The 21950-nt window shown below is 50.8% G+C and carries 18 protein-coding genes and 1 other RNA gene; 10 read left to right on the top strand and 9 right to left on the bottom strand.

Annotation, left to right across the window (positions count from 1 at the left end):
* Nucleotides 1-2: 2 nt before the first annotated feature.
* Nucleotides 3-689, bottom strand: coding sequence for a sterol desaturase family protein (locus MO867_RS08910; protein WP_252466000.1), 687 nt, complete (start codon nucleotides 687-689; stop codon nucleotides 3-5).
* Between the two features lie 126 nt (nucleotides 690-815).
* Here MO867_RS08910 and MO867_RS08905 point away from each other — a divergent pair, with 126 nt between their 5' ends.
* Together MO867_RS08905 and MO867_RS23955 are read left to right on the top strand one after the other, a co-directional pair.
* A complete protein-coding gene (locus tag MO867_RS08905; protein ID WP_252465999.1) occupies nucleotides 816-1727 on the top strand; it encodes a LysR substrate-binding domain-containing protein in 912 nt (303 codons plus the stop codon).
* Between the two features lie 69 nt (nucleotides 1728-1796).
* Complete coding sequence (locus MO867_RS23955; RefSeq protein ID WP_373565876.1) at nucleotides 1797-1988, top strand: DUF3955 domain-containing protein; 192 nt, start codon at nucleotides 1797-1799, stop codon at nucleotides 1986-1988.
* 61 nt (nucleotides 1989-2049) lie between these two features.
* Here MO867_RS23955 and MO867_RS08900 read toward each other — a convergent pair whose 3' ends face one another.
* A complete protein-coding gene (locus MO867_RS08900; RefSeq protein WP_252465998.1) occupies nucleotides 2050-3558 on the bottom strand; it encodes a fumarate hydratase in 1509 nt (502 codons plus the stop codon).
* Nucleotides 3559-3716: 158 nt separating this feature from the next.
* On the bottom strand, nucleotides 3717-4472 hold the full coding sequence (locus MO867_RS08895) for a hypothetical protein (RefSeq protein ID WP_252465997.1): 756 nt from the start codon (nucleotides 4470-4472) through the stop codon (nucleotides 3717-3719).
* 333 nt (nucleotides 4473-4805) lie between these two features.
* On the opposite strand from MO867_RS08895, the gene MO867_RS08890 reads away from it, so the two are divergent.
* Nucleotides 4806-5387 (top strand): superoxide dismutase, encoded by a 582-nt coding sequence (locus MO867_RS08890; RefSeq protein WP_252465996.1) that lies wholly within the window; start codon nucleotides 4806-4808, stop codon nucleotides 5385-5387.
* Between the two features lie 242 nt (nucleotides 5388-5629).
* Nucleotides 5630-7507 carry a DUF885 domain-containing protein gene (locus tag MO867_RS08885; RefSeq protein WP_252465995.1) on the top strand — a complete coding sequence of 626 codons (1878 nt, stop codon included), beginning with the start codon at nucleotides 5630-5632 and terminating at the stop codon, nucleotides 7505-7507.
* Between the two features lie 76 nt (nucleotides 7508-7583).
* On the opposite strand, the gene MO867_RS08880 is transcribed toward MO867_RS08885, so the two are convergent.
* From MO867_RS08880 to MO867_RS08865, 4 genes are all read right to left on the bottom strand, one after another.
* Nucleotides 7584-9401, bottom strand: a complete 1818-nt coding sequence (locus MO867_RS08880; protein WP_252465994.1) for a DUF885 domain-containing protein — start codon at nucleotides 9399-9401, stop codon at nucleotides 7584-7586.
* A 126-nt stretch (nucleotides 9402-9527) separates the two neighbouring features.
* Nucleotides 9528-10463, bottom strand: a complete 936-nt coding sequence (locus MO867_RS08875) for a universal stress protein (RefSeq protein WP_252465993.1) — start codon at nucleotides 10461-10463, stop codon at nucleotides 9528-9530.
* Between the two features lie 289 nt (nucleotides 10464-10752).
* A complete protein-coding gene (gene hda / locus MO867_RS08870; RefSeq protein ID WP_252465992.1) occupies nucleotides 10753-11466 on the bottom strand; it encodes a DnaA regulatory inactivator Hda in 714 nt (237 codons plus the stop codon).
* 1 nt (nucleotide 11467) lies between these two features.
* Nucleotides 11468-12565, bottom strand: coding sequence for a DUF2066 domain-containing protein (locus MO867_RS08865; RefSeq protein ID WP_252465991.1), 1098 nt, complete (start codon nucleotides 12563-12565; stop codon nucleotides 11468-11470).
* A gap of 275 nt (nucleotides 12566-12840) precedes the next feature.
* Here MO867_RS08865 and purM point away from each other — a divergent pair, with 275 nt between their 5' ends.
* The 6 genes from purM (at nucleotide 12841) to MO867_RS08835 (ending at nucleotide 19657) form a co-directional block, all read left to right on the top strand.
* Nucleotides 12841-13902: a phosphoribosylformylglycinamidine cyclo-ligase gene (gene purM, locus MO867_RS08860; RefSeq protein ID WP_252465990.1), complete on the top strand. Its 1062-nt coding sequence runs from the start codon at nucleotides 12841-12843 to the stop codon at nucleotides 13900-13902.
* Nucleotides 13902-14546 carry a phosphoribosylglycinamide formyltransferase gene (gene purN, locus MO867_RS08855; RefSeq protein WP_252465989.1) on the top strand — a complete coding sequence of 215 codons (645 nt, stop codon included), beginning with the start codon at nucleotides 13902-13904 and terminating at the stop codon, nucleotides 14544-14546. Before purM ends, purN begins: the two co-directional genes overlap by 1 nt.
* 103 nt (nucleotides 14547-14649) lie before the next feature.
* Entirely contained in the window at nucleotides 14650-15354 is a 705-nt protein-coding gene (locus MO867_RS08850; protein ID WP_252465988.1) for a DUF3108 domain-containing protein, read from the top strand.
* Nucleotides 15355-15598: 244 nt separating this feature from the next.
* A complete protein-coding gene (locus MO867_RS08845) occupies nucleotides 15599-17002 on the top strand; it encodes an OmpP1/FadL family transporter (protein WP_252465987.1) in 1404 nt (467 codons plus the stop codon).
* Between the two features lie 562 nt (nucleotides 17003-17564).
* Nucleotides 17565-18338 (top strand): type IV pili methyl-accepting chemotaxis transducer N-terminal domain-containing protein, encoded by a 774-nt coding sequence (locus tag MO867_RS08840; protein WP_252465986.1) that lies wholly within the window; start codon nucleotides 17565-17567, stop codon nucleotides 18336-18338.
* Nucleotides 18339-18340: 2 nt separating this feature from the next.
* A complete protein-coding gene (locus tag MO867_RS08835) occupies nucleotides 18341-19657 on the top strand; it encodes a YlbE family protein (RefSeq protein WP_252465985.1) in 1317 nt (438 codons plus the stop codon).
* Nucleotides 19658-19734: 77 nt separating this feature from the next.
* On the opposite strand, the gene MO867_RS08830 is transcribed toward MO867_RS08835, so the two are convergent.
* Together MO867_RS08830 and ffs are read right to left on the bottom strand one after the other, a co-directional pair.
* On the bottom strand, nucleotides 19735-21597 hold the full coding sequence (locus tag MO867_RS08830) for a M2 family metallopeptidase (protein ID WP_252465984.1): 1863 nt from the start codon (nucleotides 21595-21597) through the stop codon (nucleotides 19735-19737).
* 250 nt (nucleotides 21598-21847) lie between these two features.
* Nucleotides 21848-21944, bottom strand: an RNA gene (gene ffs / locus MO867_RS08825) — signal recognition particle sRNA small type.
* Nucleotides 21945-21950: the final 6 nt, after the last annotated feature.

Below are 21950 nucleotides of genomic sequence, written 5' to 3'. Positions count from 1 at the left end.
CATTAATCACGAAAATCATCAAAAGATTCCAGCGGCTCCCAATAGAATGTACCTAGCAAAATATCAAACAAGGGAAAGGTCAAGTTGAAGTTATAAGCTTTCATCAACCCTCGATGATGGTGGATTCTGTGCAAGTGAGCCAATTCACGAAACACAGGCACCTTATGAAACCAATGCTCCTTGGGTTCATGGTATCCAACATGTAAAAGCTCAAAAGCCAGATGGTTTAATATCATAGTTGCCGTCATGATATATCCCATATTACCTGAAACCACCCAAGTCAGAAAAAAACCACAAAGCGGCGCCAAAAAAAAAGCAATAAAAGCTGTCAAATAAATCGGAAACAATACTATACGCCAATCGCGAGGAGACTCAAAAGACAATAATGGTGCGGAAAAAAAACTGTGGTGATCTCCAGTATGCCGTTTGTAAAACAGCTTGGTAAGCTGTAGTTTTTTATGCCCGACCCAGCGGTGACTAACATACTCTACAAAATTATAGGCCAGAATTCCCAGTGGAATTACCAGAAGTTCACTCCCCTTCAAGCCCCTAATCTGTAAAATACAGTAGATAGCCACTGTTAAACTGATAACGAGAACATTTACCAAATGGAGCCAGCCATTATAACGGCTCTGGACATAGGCTCTATATTGCTCTCTGAAAGCCGCCGCATCGTGCATATTTGACATACTTCACCTCTACTTTTCTAGTGAATAAGGTGTTTTTCATCTCTTGACGCTCAATATAATTAGGAACACTATATAAGGTCTAATAAATAATTATTAATTACATTATTCTTCAGGCTGATAATGTCAATGCATCTTAGATCGCTGGATTTAAATCTGCTCCCCGTATTTGATGCGCTTATGATTGAGCAAAACCTGACTAGGGCTGCAGTTAAGCTGCATATGAGCCAACCCGCCGTCAGTGCCGCCCTTAAGCGTTTGAGAGCCACTTATGCAGATGAACTTTTTATAAGGACCACAAAGGGGTTGCGCCCCACTGAACGGGCGCTCGTACTACACCCCTCTATTCATCAGGCACTCAACACGGTACGCTCCGGCTTTCAGAAAACACTTTTTGATTACCGGAAGGCAGAACAGGAATTCTCCATCGTTATGCCAGATGTGGTAGAAACCTTAATGATTCCCGGCTTCTGCGAATGGCTTCGAAAAACTGCACCCGGCATCAGTCTTACTGTACTCCCCGATGAATCCGAAATGACGGCCAGAATGGTAAGCAATGGCGAGGTGGACCTGATTATTGACTATCAGCCTGTCGATTCACCCAACTATGTTAACCAGCTGATCGCGGAAGAAGAGCTTGTTATTATTGTCGGTAAGCATAATAAAAAAGTGGGTAACACAATCAGCGAAACTAGTTTTCAATCGTTACCACAAGTGTCCCTACTAAGGGGAAACCCTATGGGCTCCCCGATGGAAAGGCTTGCCAGACCCCAAAAATTACAACGCAATATTTGTTTACGAGTCCCGCACCTCTCCTCTTTTCCCCATGTCGTATCTACTACTGACTTAATTGGTGTTGTACCAATAAGAATGATGGACTCACCCCACTATAAGGGGGTTCCAGTGCGCACGCTCAAGCTGCCGATGGTATTTCCAAAGGTATTACTGCAGTTGACTTGGCATAAGTCGCAGACAGTAAATCCTGCTCATCGTTGGTTAAGGGAAAAAATTCTGGAGCTTTATCCGGTTTTAGGAAAGTAGAATACGTTGCTAACAATTAGTAGTGGATAGTAAGTTTGAAGGAGAAATTATGCTTAAGATTGAGGCCTTATTTATTATTCTGGGAGGCCTGTCTCTGCTCGCCTTCAACTTATTGGCAGCAGCGTGGATTTATTAGGGATTTTGCGTGAGCCATTTGCATTATTACCTTTGGGTTTTTTGATAGTCATCATCGGAACAGTTATGGCAGTGACCAGGCTTGTTCGCCGTAAACGCCACTCAGCGCAGAGTCGGATTCGATAAAGCTGTCAACAAAAGGGCCGGGAACCCTCTCGGGACCCGGCCTTTCGCATAGCAACCGCTTTTAGAGCGCGCCTGCCTCAATCTTTGCCTTCCAGATCAGCGGTCCGGTGGTATGCACCGAGTCACCCTGACTATCTACCGCCACGGTTACCGGCATATCTTCTACTTCGAACTCGTAGATAGCCTCCATACCCAGCTCCGGGAATGCTACAACCTTGGAGGCCTTGATGGCTTGAGCCACCAGGTAGGCGGCACCGCCCACAGCCATCAAGTACACCGCTTTATTGTCACGAATCGCTTCAATCGCCACAGGGCCGCGCTCAGCCTTACCGATCATCCCCTGCAGGCCCGTCTCTTCGAGCATGGTGCGGGTAAACTTGTCCATGCGAGTCGCCGTCGTGGGGCCCGCCGGTCCCACGACTTCATCACGCACTGGATCTACCGGACCCACGTAGTAAATAAAGCGACCCGTCAGGTCCACCGGCAGCTTTTCACCCTTAGCAAGGATATCCACCATCTTTTTATGGGCGGCGTCACGGCCTGTCAGCATCTTGCCGTTAAGCAGCAGAGTATCTCCGGGCTGCCAACTGCGTACATCTTCCGCAGTAACGCTGTCCAGGTTCACCCGACGGGTGTTACTTCCGGCTTCGCGAGTGATTTCCGGCCAGTCTTCCAGCTTCGGCGGCGTCTGGCGTGCGGGCCCAGAGCCATCCAGGGTGAAGTGGGTATGGCGGGTAGCCGCACAATTGGGAATAATGGCCACGGCTTTGTTGGCCGCGTGGGTTGGATAATCCTTCACTTTCACATCCAACACCGTAGTCAGGCCACCCAGCCCCTGGGCGCCGATACCTAGCTTGTTCACCGAATCAAACAGCTCCAGGCGCAGCTCTTCAGCACGATTGGATGCACCGCGCTCCTGCAGTTCCTGGATATCAATCGGATCGAGCAGAGATTCCTTTGCCAGCAGCATAGCCTTCTCAGCAGTTCCGCCGACACCGATGCCCAGCATTCCTGGTGGGCACCAGCCGGCACCCATTTGAGGCACCATCTTGAGAACCCACTCAATCACTGAATCAGAGGGGTTCAGCATGGCAAACTTACTCTTCGCTTCACTGCCGCCCCCCTTAGCCGCCACGTATACTTCCAGGGTGTCACCGGGAACTATCTCGTAGTGAATTACCGCCGGCGTGTTATCACCGGTATTCTTGCGAGCACCATCGGGGTCATCCAGGATAGATGCGCGCAGCACGTTGCTGGCATTCTGGTAAGCCCGGCGAACACCTTCGTTCACCATATCAGTCACACTCATATCCGCTTCCCAGCGCACATTCATGCCCACTTTCAGTTTTACCGTCACAATGCCCGTATCCTGGCAGATAGGGCGATGACCCTCCGCACACATACGTGAATTAATCAGTATTTGTGCCATGGCGTCCTTGGCCGCCGGGTTAACCTCTTTCTCATAGGCCTTATTCAGGGCCTGAATGAAGTCCTGTGGATGGTAGTAAGAGATAAATTGCAGCGCATCGGCGACACTGCCGATCAGATCATCCTGGCGGATAGTGGTCATAGCCAACTCCGATTAACGTCACGAGGCCGGCGATTCTACACGAAATATAGGGTTATTGGCCCTGTAATTCTCTCTACTCCCGGCACCCATCGGATTGCCTGACAAAGGAGCATAAAAAAGGGCGAACACCATTCGCCCTATATCTTCAGCCTGTGAGACTACATAGATGAAGCCGTGGAATTGCTAGTCTGTAGTGAACGAATAGCATCACGCAGCTGAACCAGGTCTTTATTCACCGAGCGGCGGTAAGCGTCGATAGACTCTACTGCCTCTTCATTGGCACCGACGCGCATGGTCAAATCACTGCGCACTGAGGCCAGCTGACGCTCAAGACGCGCCAGCTTATCAGACATCTCACGCTGGGAATCGGTATTGCCTTTACGCAGTTCTGTCAGTGCAGATTCCACCGCAGCGATCTTCTTCACACTAGCATCGAGACCATTGAGCTTGGTCTTCAGTGCCGCAACCTGCTTCTTGTTAGCGGTGACCGCCGTTTTATTAGACGCAATATTTTTACGATTTGTATCATAGGCAACGCCCCAAAGCTTTCGGATCTCGGCAGAGTTTTCTTTGGCCTTGGCGTTGAGCACTTCAACGGAAGCCGTGGATTCTTCATCCGAGAGACTAAAGCGCTTCTCTAATTCGGCTATGCGACCTTCCGCATCGTCGATACGGGCCTCAGCATTACTTAGTAAAGTTCGCCCCTCCTGCCATTGCTGGTAGAGAAAGCCGGAGGCCCCAAGGCCACCTATGGCCAGAATCAGGGCGCACAGGCCAAGGAAGGAGAAGCCACTGCGGCGTTCCTCTACGATAACCTGAGGCTCTGGCGCTTCTGCTATTTCTTCACTGGTGCGCATTTCCAGTGAAGGTTCTAGGGCGGCACTGCCGCCCAACGTGGGCTCTCTGCGTTGCATGTTTCAATACACCCGGTAACTGTGCTGATAAGTTCGGTGCCCGCCAGTACTAGACTGACCTATCCGGCCCGGCCATTTCAGTAATCTATGACACTAGAATCCATATAGATTCGTCGAATTCTGCGGCAGTTATACCAAAAACTGACGAAAAAGTAAGCGGCTGCCAGTAATAATAGACGACAGTCGAACAGAGCCGACACAAAAAGCATCTGCCCCTTGTGTTTGAGGAAATCGTCCCAACCTCCCCTAATCCACTGCGCCGGCTTAATTCTGGCATGCGGCGCGTGTAGAATGCCCTCACCAATAACCCGAAAACAAAGGAAGGAAGAAACCATGGCTTTCGAATTGCCCGAACTCCCCTACGCGAAGAATGCCCTGGCCCCACATATCTCTGAGGAGACCCTGGAGTATCACTACGGCAAACACCACAAGACTTACGTAGACAAGCTGAACGGCCTGTTGGATGGCACCGCTGATGCCAGCAAATCCCTGGAAGAAGTAATCCAGTCCTCTTCCGGTGGTGTATTCAACAATGCCGCCCAAGTTTGGAACCACACTTTTTACTGGAACTGCCTGAGCCCCAATGGCGGCGGCGCAGCCACTGGTACGATTGCCGAAGCAATCAATACTGCTTTCGGCAGCTTTGATAAGTTCAAAGAAGAGTTCACCGCCAGCGCTGTGAACAACTTTGGCTCCGGCTGGACCTGGCTGGTGAAGAAGGCTGACGGTACAGTCGCCATCGTAAACACTTCCAACGCCGCCACTCCCTTGACCGAAGAGGGCATCACTCCGCTGATGACCTGTGATGTATGGGAGCACGCTTACTACATCGATTACCGCAACTTGCGCCCCAAGTACATGGAAGCCTTCTGGGCCCTGGTGAACTGGGAATTTGTAAACCAGAACTTCGCTTAATCGCGAGATCATTTAAAAGAGCGGGCTTGTGCCCGCTTTTTTCTTTCCCTGCCCCACAGATTACCCAAGTCTTACCGAAAAAACCCTACCGCTGGCCAAATGCTGCTCAAGTGAGCACAATACCTGCTGACCTGCACGACTGATCCCGCACATACCTCGGGGTATATAGGCAGGGACACCTAAAGAATGCCACTTGAGTGGTACAAAGTAGCAACGAAGAACCAAACACTGGAAATATGCTCATGAAGTTGAAACCAACTCTGATTGCAGCCGCCATAAGCGCGCTGGTCATCAGTGGCTGTGACCGCAGCGCCCCGAATGCTGCCGAGCAGAGTGCAAGCGCCACTGCCGCAGAAAGCGTAGCCACTCAAGATGGCGCCGGCAAAGTGAACCAAGAAGCCGTCAAGCAGGTCAACCAGATGTTTGAGGACTTCTTCCAGGAGCACCTCGCCCGCAGCCCTGAGTACAAAACCTTCCTGGGACAAAAAGAGGATTACGACAAGTGGGACGACCTCTCTCCGGAGTTTGTCAGGGAAACCCTGGAGATCGACAAACGCCAGCTGGCCGAGCTGAACAAAATTGACCCATCCACTCTGGATGAAGCCACCCAACTGAGCCTGCGCCTGGCAAAACGCAACTGGCAGCAAGATATCGACGGCTACAAGTGGCGTAACCATGGTTACCCGGTCAACCAGATGTACGCTACCCACACCAGCGCAGCCAGCCTACTGATTAGCCAGCACCGCATTGACGACGTCAGTGATGCCGAAGCCTACATTGCCCGCTTAAAGGCAATGACAAAGTACTTCTCCCAAGTAGAGAACAAATTGAAGGCCAATGCCGCAGCGGGCACCATCGTACCCAAATTTGTATTCCCCTATGTGATCAGCGATTCACAAAACCTGATCAGCGGTGCTCCGTTTGATGGTGAAAAAGATAGCCCCCTGTTTGCGGACTTCAAAGGCAAGGTGGAAAAGCTGGAGATTACCGACCAGCAGAAAAAAGCACTGATCGACAAGGCCAGTACCGCCCTCACGGAGAGCGCAGGCCCAGCCTACGAAAAACTGATTAGCTACCTGCAGGAACTTGAGAAAAAATCCACTACCGATGACGGCGCCTGGAAACTGGCGGACGGTGACGATTTCTACAAGTTCCGCCTGGGCGTCTACACCACCACAGATATGACGGCTGACGAGATCCACCAGACCGGTCTCAAAGAAGTTGCTCGAATCCACGACGAAATGCGCGAAATCATGCGCAAAGTGAAATTCGAAGGCAATTTGCAGGAATTCTTCGAATTCATGCGTACCGACAAACAGTTCTACTATCCCACCTCTGAAGAGGGTAAAGCAGAGTACCTGGAAAAAGCCTCGGCGATTATCGACACCATGAAGGGGCGCCTGGACGAACTGTTTATCACCAAGCCCAAAGCGGAGCTGGACGTAAGAGCAGTTGAAGCTTTCCGGGAAAAATCTGCAGGTAAAGCTTTCTACCAACGTCCGGCGCCAGATGGCTCGCGTCCAGGTATTTACTACGCCAACCTCTATAACATGGAAGATATGCCCAGCTACCAAATGGAAGCTCTGGCATACCACGAAGGCATCCCCGGCCACCATATGCAGCTGTCGATTGCCCAAGAGCTGCAGGATATTCCCAAGTTCCGCAAGTACGGTGGCTACACCGCTTATACCGAGGGCTGGGGTCTTTACTCCGAAATGGTGCCAAAAGAGCTTGGGTTCTATGAAGATCCCTACTCAGACTTCGGTCGCTTGGCGATGGAATTGTGGCGCGCAGGGCGCTTGGTCGTGGACACCGGCCTCCACGCTAAAAAGTGGACCCGAGAGCAGGCCATCGATTACCTCGTAGAAAACACCCCGAACCCTAAAGGCGACGTAACTAAAGCGATTGAGCGCTATATCGTAATGCCTGGACAAGCGACCGCTTATAAAATCGGTATGCTGAAAATCGTCGAACTGCGCGAAAAGGCCAAGGTTGAGTTAGGTGATAAATTCGACGTTCGCGGGTTCCACGACACCATCCTCGCCAATGGTTCAGTACCGCTGGACGTTTTGGAAGAGCTGGTGAATGAGTGGGTCATTAGCGTTAAAGCACAAAGCTAAATTCTATTAGCTGAAGCAATACCCAAAAAATACAAAGGCCGCCTCAAGGCGGCCTTTGTATTGGGGAAAGCTGCGTTTACCCCTTTTTAGTGGCAACCCAATGATCTACCTGCTGTTCCAATACCGCCAGCGGTACCGCGCCATTGGTAAGTACAATATTGTGGAACTGGCGAATATCAAACTTATTGCCGAGTGTTTCTTGGGCCCGCTTACGCAGTTCCAGAATTTTTAACATCCCCGTTTTGTAGGCCAACGCCTGCCCCGGATTCACCAGATAGCGCTCAATTTCAGTGGTGACCTCAGTTGTTGTCATACCGGTTTTCTCCAGCATATAAACGATGGCCTCTTCACGACCCCATCGTTTATAGTGTATTCCGGTATCTACCACTAGGCGTACAGCCCGAAACATCTCAGCCTGCAACCGGCCCAGATCATCATAAGGGTTTTCCTGGAAGCCCGCTTCCTTGGCAAGCTTTTCAGCATACAAAGCCCAACCCTCGGAATAAGCGGTAAACAGACCCAGCTTACGGAAGGTAGGAACGCCTTTTAGCTCTTGCGCAATCGCCAGCTGGAAGTGATGTCCAGGCACCGCCTCGTGATAGGCTAAAGTACGCATACCAAATTTCTTGGTCTCGTGAACATCGCGCAGGTTTGCGTAAAAGATCCCAGGACGAGAACCATCCATCGCCGGAGAAATGTAGTAAGCACCGGGGGCCCCCTGTTGCTTAAACTCTGGCACACGCCGTACTTCGACCCCCATCTCCGGCTTTACATCAAAATACTCTTCCAGACCCGCACTAACTTCATCTATCACCATCTGGTAATCGGCAATAATGTTTTCACGCCCCTGTTCGGAGTCCTCATAGAGAAACTGAGAATCATTGTTTATCGCTGAAAAACGCTCACCGATAGTGCCACTATCCTGTCCCACCGAGGCAAAGATTTGATTCATTTCCCCTTCAATCCGCGCCACTTCCTGCAAACCAATACGATGAAGCTCTGCCGGTGAAATATTGGTAGTGGTATGACTGCGCACCTGGTATGCATAAAATGCATCGCCATCAGGCAGTGCCCAAACACCATTATTTTTCGATACTTTTGGCTGCAGCTCACGATAATAATCGATCAGGCTCTGGTAGGCAGGGTAAACCTCTGCATCAATAAGGGCCTCCCCCTGACTGAGAATGCGGTTACGCTCCTGCATATCCAGCCCGTCAATTTTATCGAGTCGATCCACCAAGGAGGTATAAAGAATATTTTCTTGCACAGGTACAGCAATAAACCCCTGCATCTCCACCAAAACACTGTCGATCACGAATCGCGGTGGCAGGATCTGTTTTTCTTCACGGATCGCCAGCCCACTGAGTACCTGGTCAAACTTGCGCTTCACCTCCCCCAATCGGGACAGATAATAATCGGCCTCTTTAACATTATTGATCTGGTGAACCTCAGCAAGAAACTCAGGCAGGCTATTTTGTACCCCGAGCATCTGGTTAAGCGGGTAATCGTGATGCCTCCAGCGCCCCGCCTCAACCATATTACCGAGGAAATGCTCGAACACATCGTAGGAAATTGCCTGCTGCCCATTCAAACCAGCTCGATCGTATGCGCGCAGTACTGCCAGTTCATCTTCCATCATCTGCATCTGGCGCAGCTGTTCTTCCTCTGACAAATCATCGAGGTGTGCGTTGTGACCATCTATTCCAAACTGTTCCAGCACTCTCAGCTGGGACAGGATTTCCGGACTGGTGCCACCGAGCTTAATAAATGCACGTTCAAAAAATACATCAATGGACCAGGGCTTAAAATAGATTGCGTTGACCGCAAAAGCAGCCCCTCCCAAAACACCCAACAAAAATAAACCACCAATCCACTTGGCTACTCTTTTAATCATTTTTTTTCTCCAGCTATCCAATCTTTATAATTTTGAGCCTATCCGGAAATCGTCACAAGCATCTCACACAAGAATAGAGGTGAGCTGATTCATTGGGCGGATAAGATGATATTGACTGGAAGTCCATCATCCCTTAATGGGTGATACAAAATCACTCGGTTTCAAAGCCAATAAAGAGCAACTGACTTTTTGCAGAATATTTTCCGCCGTATTGCCCATAATAAAACCTGGGATCCCAGCACGGCCTACGGTACCCATGACCAGAAGGTCCAAATTTTCTTCATCAATCAACAGTGGGATAAAGCTATCGGGATGAGCGACCACGTGATGAACTTGTATCTCTCCATCAATTCCAGACGCTCGTATCAATACATCGAGCATGGAGCGATGTTGGGCGCGAGCTGCGTCAGTGGCCTCGTCCAGCTCCTCTTCCGAGGCGTTCAAGGGAAAATGATGGCGTAGATACCCATCGATATCGAAGTCCCAGCAGGAGATCACGTACAACACACCGCTACAGCTATCTGCCAGTACCCGCGACCAACGCAGTAATCTGATTGCCAAATCATAGCTACTACCCCCCTCGCACTCGGGATCAATCGCCACGGCCACCTGGATTTTGGTATGCGGTTGTTTGATAGATCGACACAACCAGATTGGACAGGGACACTTGCGCAGGAGGTCCATATCCATCGCCTTGAAACCCTTCAGCTGGGTACGCCCCTCAACATTTTTTATCACAAGGTCATAACCCTCCCTCAACACCCGGCGAATCACCCGCTCAGCGGGACGAGAGCCACAATCCGATTCAATTTCTAGATTCGTTTTATCCTCTGGCAAATCCATACGTATTCGGGTTGCTTCAATTTCCCCCTTAACCCGCTCCAGCATTGTGTCCATACAAAGCTGGCTAAATTCCTCAAACCCCTCCGGCACCGCCGGGCAGACCATAAGAACCTTTATCTTCGCCTGATGGTTGCGCGCCACCGCAAAAGCCTGCATCAAGCCGCCACTCTCGTCTTCAGCAGCATGACTCACATACAGGATTTTATGAATATTCGGCATAACGCTGTCCTCAACCTGTACCATTTGGGAACAATCAGGGATGGAATTCCCCCGTAAATCTATTCACTGCATCAATTGGTATCGTGGACTGAGCAGATTTCACAAGAAAATAAGCTCTCAAGCAACAGGCGGGGCTAAGCGTACATTCACGCTAGAGGGGGTTGGAAAAAAGAGTCCGATGGGCCTTGAAGCAGAGTAAAGTGAAGTACTAACCGGGCCACCCGGCAAGTGAGCGGTCACTCCAGGCTGCGGGCGGCCGAGAGTGACAAATTACTCCTCAGGGGCCAGGCTAGATGTCCAGCACCTGTTTTACAAAAGGAATGGTGATCTTGCGCTTGGCCATTAAGGAAGCCCGGTCCAACTCCTCCAAACACAGGAACAGCGCACGTGTATCCCTGGGTGCCCGGTGCAGGATGTATTGAGCAACATCTTCCGGCAGATCAAAACCGCGCAGGCGGCTGCGACGACGCAGGGCTGCAACCTTATCGCTGTCATTCAAGGTTTGAAGGTGGAAGACCAGGGACCAGTGCAAGCGGGACTGTAGATCTGCCAGGGCAATATCCATCCCCCGTGGAGATTGACGCGCGCCCATCAGCAGCTGTCTACCTCCGTCCTTCACCCGGTTATAAAGGTGAAAAATAGCGGTCTGCCACTGCGGCTGGCCTTCCAGCAAATGAACATCGTCGATACAAACGAGATCCAGTTGCTCCAACCCATCGAGAATAACAGCCGGATCCGTCGCCATCAGGTCAGCGAGCGGAATGTAATGGAAGGAGCGGCCACTGGCCTCTGCGCACTGACATGCTGACTGCAGAAGGTGGCTCACACCGCTGCCCGCCTCGCCCCAGATATAAATAACAGATTCAGGGTTTTCGCCACTGGCAAACGACTGCAGCAGGGACACCACCTGACGGTTGGGGTCTGACTCAGACAGATAGAAGTTGTCGAAAGTGGCGTCGTCCCGCAGGGACACTCCCAGCGGCAGCTGTTGCGGAATACTCATCTCAGTCCCAGCGATAGCGCAACGGATTCTCAGCGCTGCCCAAAGGTGAACGGTATCCACTCAAGTTGATAGCATCTCCGTCCGCTTGTGCCTGCAGTTTATGATTTAGCGCCAAGGTATCGCGCAAATTACTCAAGTCTACAGAGGAGACAAGTGCTACGCGCATCCGGTCGCCCTCCACAGAGAGTAAATTAGCACTGTTCACCTGCGCCAATCCCTGTAGATAACCGGATACTTGCGCATAGTCCGCAAAACTGTCAACGCCTGATAATTCAATAACCACTGCGCCCAACGAGCTACCCTGCCCTTCTGGAAGCACAGCATAGCGCTGCGCCAGGATATTGGACAACTGATTGACCCCCCGCAGAGCGACCTCTTCAAGGGAGCCGCCGGTGGTATCGAACGCATAGCTGCGTCCACCGTGAACCAACAGCCAGTCGGCTTGCCAACGGCGGCCCGAAGCCTGCAAAACACGCCCCATCAGGGTTGCATCGGGACTGTAGCGCAATCCGGCCCGTTCAGCGGCCTGCTCGTCCTGCGCCCACAGTGCGCCCAACGGCATATTGCGCTGGTCGTTTAGATCCAAAACAGGGAAGTCCAAGGGAACACCGCGTTCGACGGCCATTGCCTCGAGTACTGCAAACAATTCGGGGGAGGTCTCTTCACTGAGCGAGCTGCGCCCCTCTTGCAGGGTATCCACCGCCAGCCAAACCAGAGTACCGGGGCGATTGTTGGGCCAGATAGGCAACCCCAGCTGATTGACTTGGCGTGAAATGGCCTGGGGATTAAAGGAGATATGAAGATAGAGCTGGTTATCCTCACGGGTATAGCGATAACCCTGCACAAATTGTTGTGCACTCTTCAAAATCGGTTGCAGGTTTGGGGCACGGCCAATGGCAGCATCCCCTGTTACACGTACGAACACACGTTCCAGACCGCGACTTCCGGCTGCTGCACGATCCGTGGTTCCGCGACTGGGCACAGCCTCCACAACTTCGTACAAATCCGAGATGACTCGGGCCTGAACCGGCAAGACTAGAACACTGATAACCAGAGCCAGCAACTGCAACACCAATCCCTGCCGGAGCAGCTTGTGCATAGGACTTCTCTCCAAACCTCTTTCCACCCCTTGAGCTTGCACGAAATTGTTGTCGATGTACAAGGTGCCAAATTTCAGGGCAGAGTAAAAATTAGAGCTATTGTATCAGCGTCAGGCGCTTCTCTCAGCCCCGAGTTCTCACTATCGGAGTGATTTTACAGATCAAACACCCAGAAAGTGGCGAAATCCTTCTTTGAGGAGCCCTCTGGGCGTGGCTCCCAAGGCAAGACCCGGCTAGAATACGCGCCCTTCGACTACCCACCGCAGGAAGAATCATGAACGATTCCAAGCCGCTATCCGCGCAAACACCCCTTTCTTACAAAGATGCCGGTGTCGATATCGATGCAGGTAATGCACTGGTAGAGCGCATCAAACATGTCGCCAAACGTACATCCCGTCCGGAAGTAATGGGCGGACTGGGCGGATTCGGCGCCCTGTGTGAACTCCCAAGCGGCTATAAAGAGCCTGTTTTGGTATCTGGCACCGACGGAGTGGGTACCAAGTTACGCTTGGCAATGGACCTGGGCATCCACGACAGTATTGGTATTGACCTGGTTGCAATGTGTGTCAACGACCTGATCGTAGCCGGCGCAGAACCCCTGTTCTTCCTCGATTACTATGCAACGGGCAAACTGAATGTGGATATTGCTGCAGAAGTAGTAACCGGTATAGGCAAAGGCTGCGAATTGGCAGGCTGTGCCCTGGTTGGCGGAGAGACCGCTGAAATGCCCGGAATGTATGAAGGCGATGACTACGACCTGGCGGGCTTCTGCACCGGGGTTGTGGAAAAATCCGAAATCATTGACGGCAGTAAAGTCAAAAGTGGCGATGTGCTGATAGGCCTCGCTTCCAGCGGCCCCCACTCCAACGGTTACTCCCTGATTCGCAAAGTCCTCGAGGTACGCAGTGCCGACCTGCAACAGGATATCGGCGGAGAAACCCTTGCTAAAGCCCTGATGGCTCCGACCCGCATTTACGTGAAAAATCTGCTCCAGCTGATGAAAACCTGCCAGGTCAACGCCCTCAGCCATATTACCGGTGGCGGCCTACTGGAAAACCTGCCGCGTGTACTGCCCGAAGGCTGCAGCGCCCGTATAGATGTCAACAGCTGGGAAATGCCAGCCGTATTCAGCTGGCTGCGCGATGCCGGCAATATTGATAGCCACGAAATGTACCGTACTTTTAACTGCGGCGTTGGTATGGTGATCTGCGTCCCTGCCGAACAAGCGGAAACTGCCCTATCGACTCTTAAGCAGCTGGGGGAAGATGCCTTTATCGTTGGCAGTATTGAAACAGCCCGCGAAGGCTCTGAGACTGTCGAGCTGGCGGGACTCTAATGTCTTGTAAAGTCGTCGTACTCATTTCTGGCAGCGGTAGTAACCTGCAAGCGCTGCTGGATACCACCGCGCAAGCGGATGCTCCTTTTTCGGTGTGCGCGGTTATCAGCAACAAGGCAGAGGCCTACGGCCTGAACCGTGCAACGCAAGCCGGTATACCCGGTATTGTGGTGGATCACCGCAGCTTCCCCAACAGGGGGGCGTTTGATCAAGCCCTGATTAAGGAGATTGATCAACATAAGCCGAGCCTGGTTGTGCTAGCGGGGTTTATGCGAATTTTAACTCCCGAATTCGTACGCCACTACGGCGGGCGCCTGATCAATATTCATCCATCTCTGCTCCCCAAATACCAAGGGCTTAATACCCACCAGCGGGCGCTGGAAGCCGGGGATAAGACGCATGGCGTAACCGTTCACTTTGTGACCGAAGAACTGGATGGGGGGCCCTCTATTGTCCAGGCCATTGTTCCCATAAAGGAAGGGGACACTCCAGCACTACTGGCAAAGCGGGTTCAAAGGCAGGAGCACACTATCTACCCGATGGCAGTTTCCTGGTTTGCCCAGCAACGCCTGCAAATGGCTGATGATCGCGTTCTTTTGGATGGCGAATTATTGCCTCACTGCGGAGTTCAGATTTCGGCCTAGCAAGAATGCCTCTTATCGCTGGCGGGGCAAAAGTCCTTCGATGTACTTTGCACGCCTCGCCAGCTAATATTCAAGAGGATTCAGTTTTTGCGGGATATTTAAAGTGCGCCTTCTTGCTACCACCCTATTTCTCCTCGTATTGGCCGGCCAAACTATTGCCGCCGAATTAAAACCCTTCAAAGCAACTTATGCAGCTCGATTTAATGGCGTCAGTATTACCGCAACCCGGGAGCTGTCCGGGCAGGAAGACAACTGGCGGCTGGACTTCGATAGCAGCGCCCTGTTCGCCAATATTAAAGAATATTCTCGCTTCACCAGCCAAGATGGACTTGTCACCCCCCGACACTATGAATATCGCCGGACCGGACTCGGTCGCGACCGCGCCACGGTTCTAAATTTTGAACCTTCCAAAGGTCTGGTCTTCAACGTTCACAATCCTGAGAGAGACCTAAAGGATGTCCCGCCGAATATTCTTGATAAGGTGAGCTACCAAATGCAGCTGGCCCTCGATATCGCGGCGGGAAAAAAAGACCTGCAATACAAAATTGCCGATGGCAAAAAAATTCGTGACTATAAATTCAACCAAATTGGCACCGAAACACTGAAAACCCCACTGGGTCCTGTTGAGACCATAAAGGTAGCCCGCGTCAGAGATACCGAGTCCGGAAGAGAGACGACTGTATGGATCGCGCCACAGTGGAATTACGCTCTGGTGAAACTTATCCAGAGAGAAGAAAATGGCAAAAGATATCAAATTAACCTGACAAAATTATCCATCAACGGAGAAAAAGTCACTGCTAGCCAATAAATAGCCACATTTTCAGCTAACAGAAAAAAATCCACCGTCTTGGATAGATTTTTGTCCTCATTGTCTTTATAAAGTCACTCCTCTCCCTCACTCGAGCAATTTCGTATTGCTAGACTTTTTAGTAAGGGATTTGCTACGGAAGTAGAAGGTACTTATATAAGTCTAAAGGCCTTCCTGCCATGGCAGAGTTTGTTCCAACCTGTTTATGGCTTTCAGTAATCAGCAGACTTAGAGATGGGTTCTCATGAATAAAAAATACCTGCGACACGCAGTTCTGGCCGCAGCGATCAGCTCCGTTTCCCAAGGCGCTATGGCTGCCGGTTTCTACTTGCAGGAAACCAGCGCATCCGGTCTCGGCCGAGCTTTTGCCGCCGAAAACACCGTCGGTGACAATGCCGCAATTCTCGCCCGCAACCCTGCCGGTTCAGCCCTGTTCGATACCTACACCATTTCTGTTGGTGCCACTTATGTCGACCCCGAAATCGATGTAGAAGGTGATGTCACCTACTACGTCGGAAGTGCCGAAACCGGCTACCTGGCATTCGAAACCCCAGCCAATGCCAAGAACTACGCCACCAGCGCCGTAATCCCCAATGGCTACCTGGCAGCGCCTATCAATGACAATTTGTCATGGGGCCTGGCCATGTATACCGATTTTGGATTGGAAACCGATCTCCCAGATAATTTTCCTGCAACCACTATCGCCAACAAAACCTCGCTACTGACTGTAAATATCCAACCTTCTATTGCCTACGATTTTAACAACCAGTTCAGTGTGGGCATCGCGGCCAACTTTTTCTATGTCGATGCCGAATTGAACACCACTTTCCCCGATGACTTTCTCATTGGGGATGTTGTGGCGCCGGTGTTGGGATTTAATCCCTCTGGCGCAACGCTTTTGGACGTAAAAGGTGATACTTGGGATGTGAGCTGGACCATCGGTGGCCTGTGGCGCATCAGCGACAATACTCGCGCCGGTATTTCTTACCACGCAAAATACGACCCCAAAATCAAAGGGGAAGTAAGCTCTGATATCGCACCAAGCCCTCTCGATCCATTTGACGATACTTCAGGAAACCTGACTCTAAACCTGCCGGACACCTTGGAGCTGGGTTTCTATCACCGCTTCAATAACAACTGGGGTATCGCAGCAGGTTATATGTGGACCAACTGGGATCGCTTCGAGCGCCTGGAAGCCTTTATCCCTTCCGCAGGCGAAGAGTACAACCCGCTGCTGCTGAAAGAAGAAAACTTCAAGAGCGGTTCTCGCTACAGCCTTGCCGGTGAGTACTACCGCAACGACGAGTGGACGTTCCGTTTCGGCTACGCCTACGACCAAGGCGCTGCCCGCGATGGCTTGAATAGAGAAGAAACCGAAGAGCTCACCGAGCTGGTCGGCACAGACCTGCCTATCACCTGGCGCACCTTGTCAATCCCCGATACCGATCGCCAGTGGCTGACGGTTGGTGGCACTTACCGATTCAGCGACAAGCTAACCGTTGATGGCAGCCTCGCCTACATCTGGGGCGACGACGAAGTTATTCAGGAAGCCAGCAACATTAATGATGCCATTATTACCTACTACGATGGCGGCACCACCAAGACCGAAGCTTACCTGTTCAGTGTGGCTTTGAACTACCAGTTCTAAACCATTTTACATTTGTGAGAAAAAGGCTCTACCTGTGGTAGAGCCTTTTTATTTTCAACCCTCAAAACACCCCCACCCTCTGCCACCTTGCCCGCCCCCCTGAAAATAAAGGCAGCGCAACTTATATCAATACCACCAAAGCTCCAATGCCGGGAAAAGGGGTTAGATAACTGACGCTACAAATTTGGTATAAATAGGCTTTAGATCCTAAAAATATGTCGAAATCACAGCAATACATATCGTGCTATTCCATTTCCATTATCAAAATTTACATAATCACGGAGCTAAAGAGCCTATTTGGCTAGCCGGGTACTATCCGCCAACCCCTCAAAAATGGCGAGCGCTCTCCTATTTCCTTGTATTTTGTCACTGCGTTCCAGCAGGCACCCATTAAAATAGAAACAATGTATTACTTGGATTGATACAAATAGAACAAGGAGAGTATGGGTTGTACAAATAACACCCTCTAAAAACTTCAAACCAATTAACAGTAATGGCATATGCCTTGCACATATCACAGCATTCCATTTTGAGAAATAAGTCAAACTACAAGAGTAAAATCATGAAGTTATCCGCAGTATTTATCTTGTTAATTCTAAGCCTGGATGTCACAGCGTTTTCCATGGGAGACGCCATTAATATTGCCGGGCGCCAGCGAATGCTATCCCAACGCATCACTCAGACTTATATCTTACGCGGAATCCAACCTGAAGCTGAACGCCACGAGAAGGTGTTCACAAGATCAATTCAGGACTTCAAGCAAAACCACAAAAAATTAGACCGCTTCCACGGTGCCAATAAAGTAAAAAACCAGCTATTAATCGTGCAAAAAGAATGGGAATTTTTTGAGGAAATTGCCCAACAGCCCGTCAGTAAGGAAAATGCCGCCGAACTTTTTGAGCGCAGTAATTCACTCCTATCCGCCGCCCATATTTACGTAGTCAAGTTGCAACAACTGGCACAACATAACAGTGCCGAGCTGATAAATGTTGCCGGTCGTCAGCGCATGCTCTCCCAAAGAATCGCCAAAAATTATGCTGCTAAACTTTGGGGGATATCCCCGGAAGATGCCGAGAGCGGTTTACAAATGGATCTCTCCGAGTACTCCAATCGCTTGAACCAACTATTGGACAGCCCTTTCAACACACCCGAGATTAACAACAACCTGCACAAAGCCAAAGATCACCTAAGTTACGCCAGCAGGGGGTTTGATGGGGAGATGAAAATTTCCGAGAAACGCCAGATCCAAGTAATTACCGGCACCACGGACCTGATGCTACGCAACATGAATATTATTACTGAACAGTACGCCGAATTATTAAATTCAAGGGAGTAACAATGAAAACGGATTTTGAATTTAGGCCCAGTACAGAGAAAATCCTGCATGAATTGGCGACCCCTGATTTTCAGGCGTTGAATCAACAAGCAAATGACGAAACCATAAAGCGCATGAAGCAAGCCGTTCCGATATTAATCGGAATAGGCAAGGCCGGGGACAACATTCCCGGAATGCGCAAAAACCTGATCCTCCATGCCGGCCCCCCAATCACCTGGCAACGGGCATCGGGAGCACTGAAAGGCGCCATTATTGGCGGCCTTATCTACGAAGGGCTGGCGAAGAATAAGGGCGAAGCCGAAGAGATCATGAAGGAGGGCAGTGTCGACTTGGAGCCCTGCCACAACCACAGCGCTGCTGGACCTATGGCAGGCATCATTACCTACTCCATGTCAGTTTATATTGTGGAAGACAGGCTATCCGGCTATCGGGCCTATTCCAATCTCAGTGATGATCGCGGTGACAACCTAGGAAGCTCAATGCGATTCGGCGTCTATGATAAAGCCGCAATCGATCAACTCCACTGGAATGAAAGCCATATCGCACCAGTACTCGATCAGGTAATTAAAGAAAAGGGGGGGATTGATTTCCTGCCGATCATAGGCAGAAGCTTACTGATGGGGGACGATTGCCATGTGATGACGAATGCTGCCACCCTACTGCTTTCCGGAATTTTACTGCCAGGAATAATCAAAAACTGTAAAAATAAACACGATATTGAAAAAATTGCGACTCAAATCCATCAGGACGGAACCTTCTCCCTAAACCCCATCATGGCTACCTGTAAAGCCATTGCCGATGCAGGAAACGGTATCCCTCACAGCAGTATTATTACCACCATGGCTCGAAATGGCACAGAATTTGGAATTAAAGTATCGGGACTTGGTGACACTTGGTTTACTGGAATAGCGGGGGTTGGGCACGGATCACTGACACAGGGACTCACCCCAGCAGATGTCAACCGGGATATGGGAGACAGTGCCATTACTGAAACAGTGGGTTTCGGAGGAATAGTGAGATCCTTTTCCGGCTCAAATTTGGACACCATCAATAACACAATGAGCATGTACAATATCGCTCATTCAGAGAGTGATTCCTTCTTGACGCCGGGAATCGATGACCGCGGGCCCCCTCTCGGATTCGACCTTTTAAAAATTATCAAACTAGATACTACGCCAATCATTAATTCCAGTCTGGCGAATAAAACGATGAATCGCTATATGGCTGGTGTGGGAGCTCTTCACCCCCCAATGGAGGCCTTCACCAAGGCAGCAGCGCGCCTCTTAAAAGAGGAAGAGGAGCAAACCAAGCTTCATTAAAAAAGGCCCTCAAAAACGTAAAAAGGGGGCATAGCCCCCTTTTTTCATTCTTGCAACGTCAAAGCAAAAGCCTCAAATTACCAACCGCATTCGCGCCCTTGATTTTGCTCTTCCAGATACGCCATCAATGGCTGGAAGTAATCAATAATGGCCGAAGCATCCAAATCGCGCTGGCCAGTCAAAGCTTCCATCGCATCCGGCCAGTGCTTGCTTGCGCCCATCGCCAACATAGCCCGCAATTTCTCGCCCGCTTCATTATTTTGGTAAATTGAACAACGGTGCAGTGGACCGGTTTCACCGGCAGCTTCACACAAAGCGCGATGGAACTGGAACTGCTGGATACGTGCCAGGAAGTAACGCGCGTAAGGTGTATTGCCAGGAATATGGTACTTGGCGCCAGGATCGAAGTTTTCTTCTGAACGCTCAACCGGAGCAGCGATCCCCTGGTACTCTTCGCGCAGTTCCCACCAGGCCTTATTGTAATCAGCCGGCATCACTTCACCATTGAATACCTGCCAGCGCCACTTGTCGACCAGAAGGCCGAACGGCAAGAAGGCAATTTTGTCCAGCGCCTGCTGCATCAGGTAGCCGATATCCTTACTTTCATCCGGCACCTCATCCATCAGACCCACCTCCTTAAGGTACTTGGGTGTAATGGAGAGTGCGATGGTGTCGCCTACGGCCTCATGGAAGCCATCATTGGCACCTTCCTTATAAAGGAACGGCTGATCCTTATAGATGCGCTGATAGAAATTATGGCCCAGCTCATGGTGAATGGTCACCAAATCCTCGCCAGTTTTGTTAATACACATCTTGATGCGGATATCATCCTGGCCATCCATATTCCAGGCACTGGCATGGCAGACTACATCGCGATCGCGAGGCTGGGTGAACTGAGAGCGGTCCCAAAAAGTGTTCGGCAATGGCTCAAAGCCCAAGGAAGTGAAAAATTTCTCCCCCACCTTAACCATATCTTTCTCACTCATACCTGAATCAACAACCAGTTGAGTCAGATCATAAGGGGCCTGCATATCGTCATCTTTGACCAAGTCATAGACGTTGCCCCACTCCTGCGCCCACATGTTGCCCAGTAAGTGGGCGGGAATTTTGCCCTGCGCAGGCACGACATCATCGCCGTAGTGGTCATTCAGTTTGGCGCGTACGTGACAATGCAAAGCCTCATAAAGTGGCTTCACCTTACCCCACTGAGTGTCCATATCAGCCGCAAAAGCGTCCGGGGCCATATCGTATTTTGAGCGCCAGAAAACGCTCAGATTGTCATACCCCAACTCCTGCGCTCCGGCATTACCGATTTCCACCTGACGCTGATATAGAGGCTTCATGGGAGGAGAAACTTTGCGCCAACCCACCCATAAGTCCTCGAGTAGCTCAGGGTCGCGATTAGTTGCCATTAGCTGGCCCATCTCAGTCAGGGTGTAGCACTTCTCGGCACCGGCATCTTCGCGGCAGTATTTGCCCGCGCCGTACATGCCCTGCATCTTGGAACCAATCTGAGCCAATTCGGTGGTCACAGCAGGGTCTTTGGGTGCTGGGAACACCAGCCCCTGCTTGAGCATGGTCAATTTGCGGCGGGTATCTGGAGCCAGATCCAGATGATTAAATTTCGCCGCTTCCGATGCCAGCTCTACAGCCAGAGTGGTATAACGCTCGGAGGCCAAAGCTTCTACATACTGGGAATCAAGATTGATATAGGTAGAAGCGAGCCAGGCAGCGTGGCTTGCTTCTTGAGCCATTTTTTCCAGGCGCGCCTGCGCACCTTGCAAAAACGCTTCGGCATCCTTGGCTGTCAGTTGAGCGTTATCCGCCGCAGGGCTTTCTGCGACAGCCTGCGCCACACCGACTGACTTCGCAGCCTGCTGTTCGCTATCACAAGCTGAGAGCGCTACCGTCACTGCAATCGCTAGAGCAACTTTTTTCATCGTCCCCTCAAATAATCAATATTAGATCTGCTTATAGTTGACGCCGTTTATAGCATAAGGGCGATATATTCAGCGATGAAAAGCCGGCTGTTGAACGCAGATCGACACAAAATCCCCTTAAAGATCGCCTTTCTGGGGGAAAATTTGGCCGCGCTAAGCTTAAAAACATTCAGGCAGAACTACAGAGAAAACTCTTAGCTTGATTTTTCAGGATGAAAATAAGGGAATGAAAGAGAGAGATTGGAGGCAGCCCAACCAGCACACCCTCGGCACATGATACCACTGCTACCGTTGCTCCCTTCCGGGCCTGGCGGAGTTCACAGCTGTTCATTGCGAGGAGACCGGGAGGGCCG

The organism is Microbulbifer okhotskensis, from assembly GCF_023895975.1.
Lineage (GTDB): Bacteria > Pseudomonadota > Gammaproteobacteria > Pseudomonadales > Cellvibrionaceae > Microbulbifer > Microbulbifer okhotskensis.
This window is presented reverse-complemented; position numbering and strand designations above follow the sequence as displayed.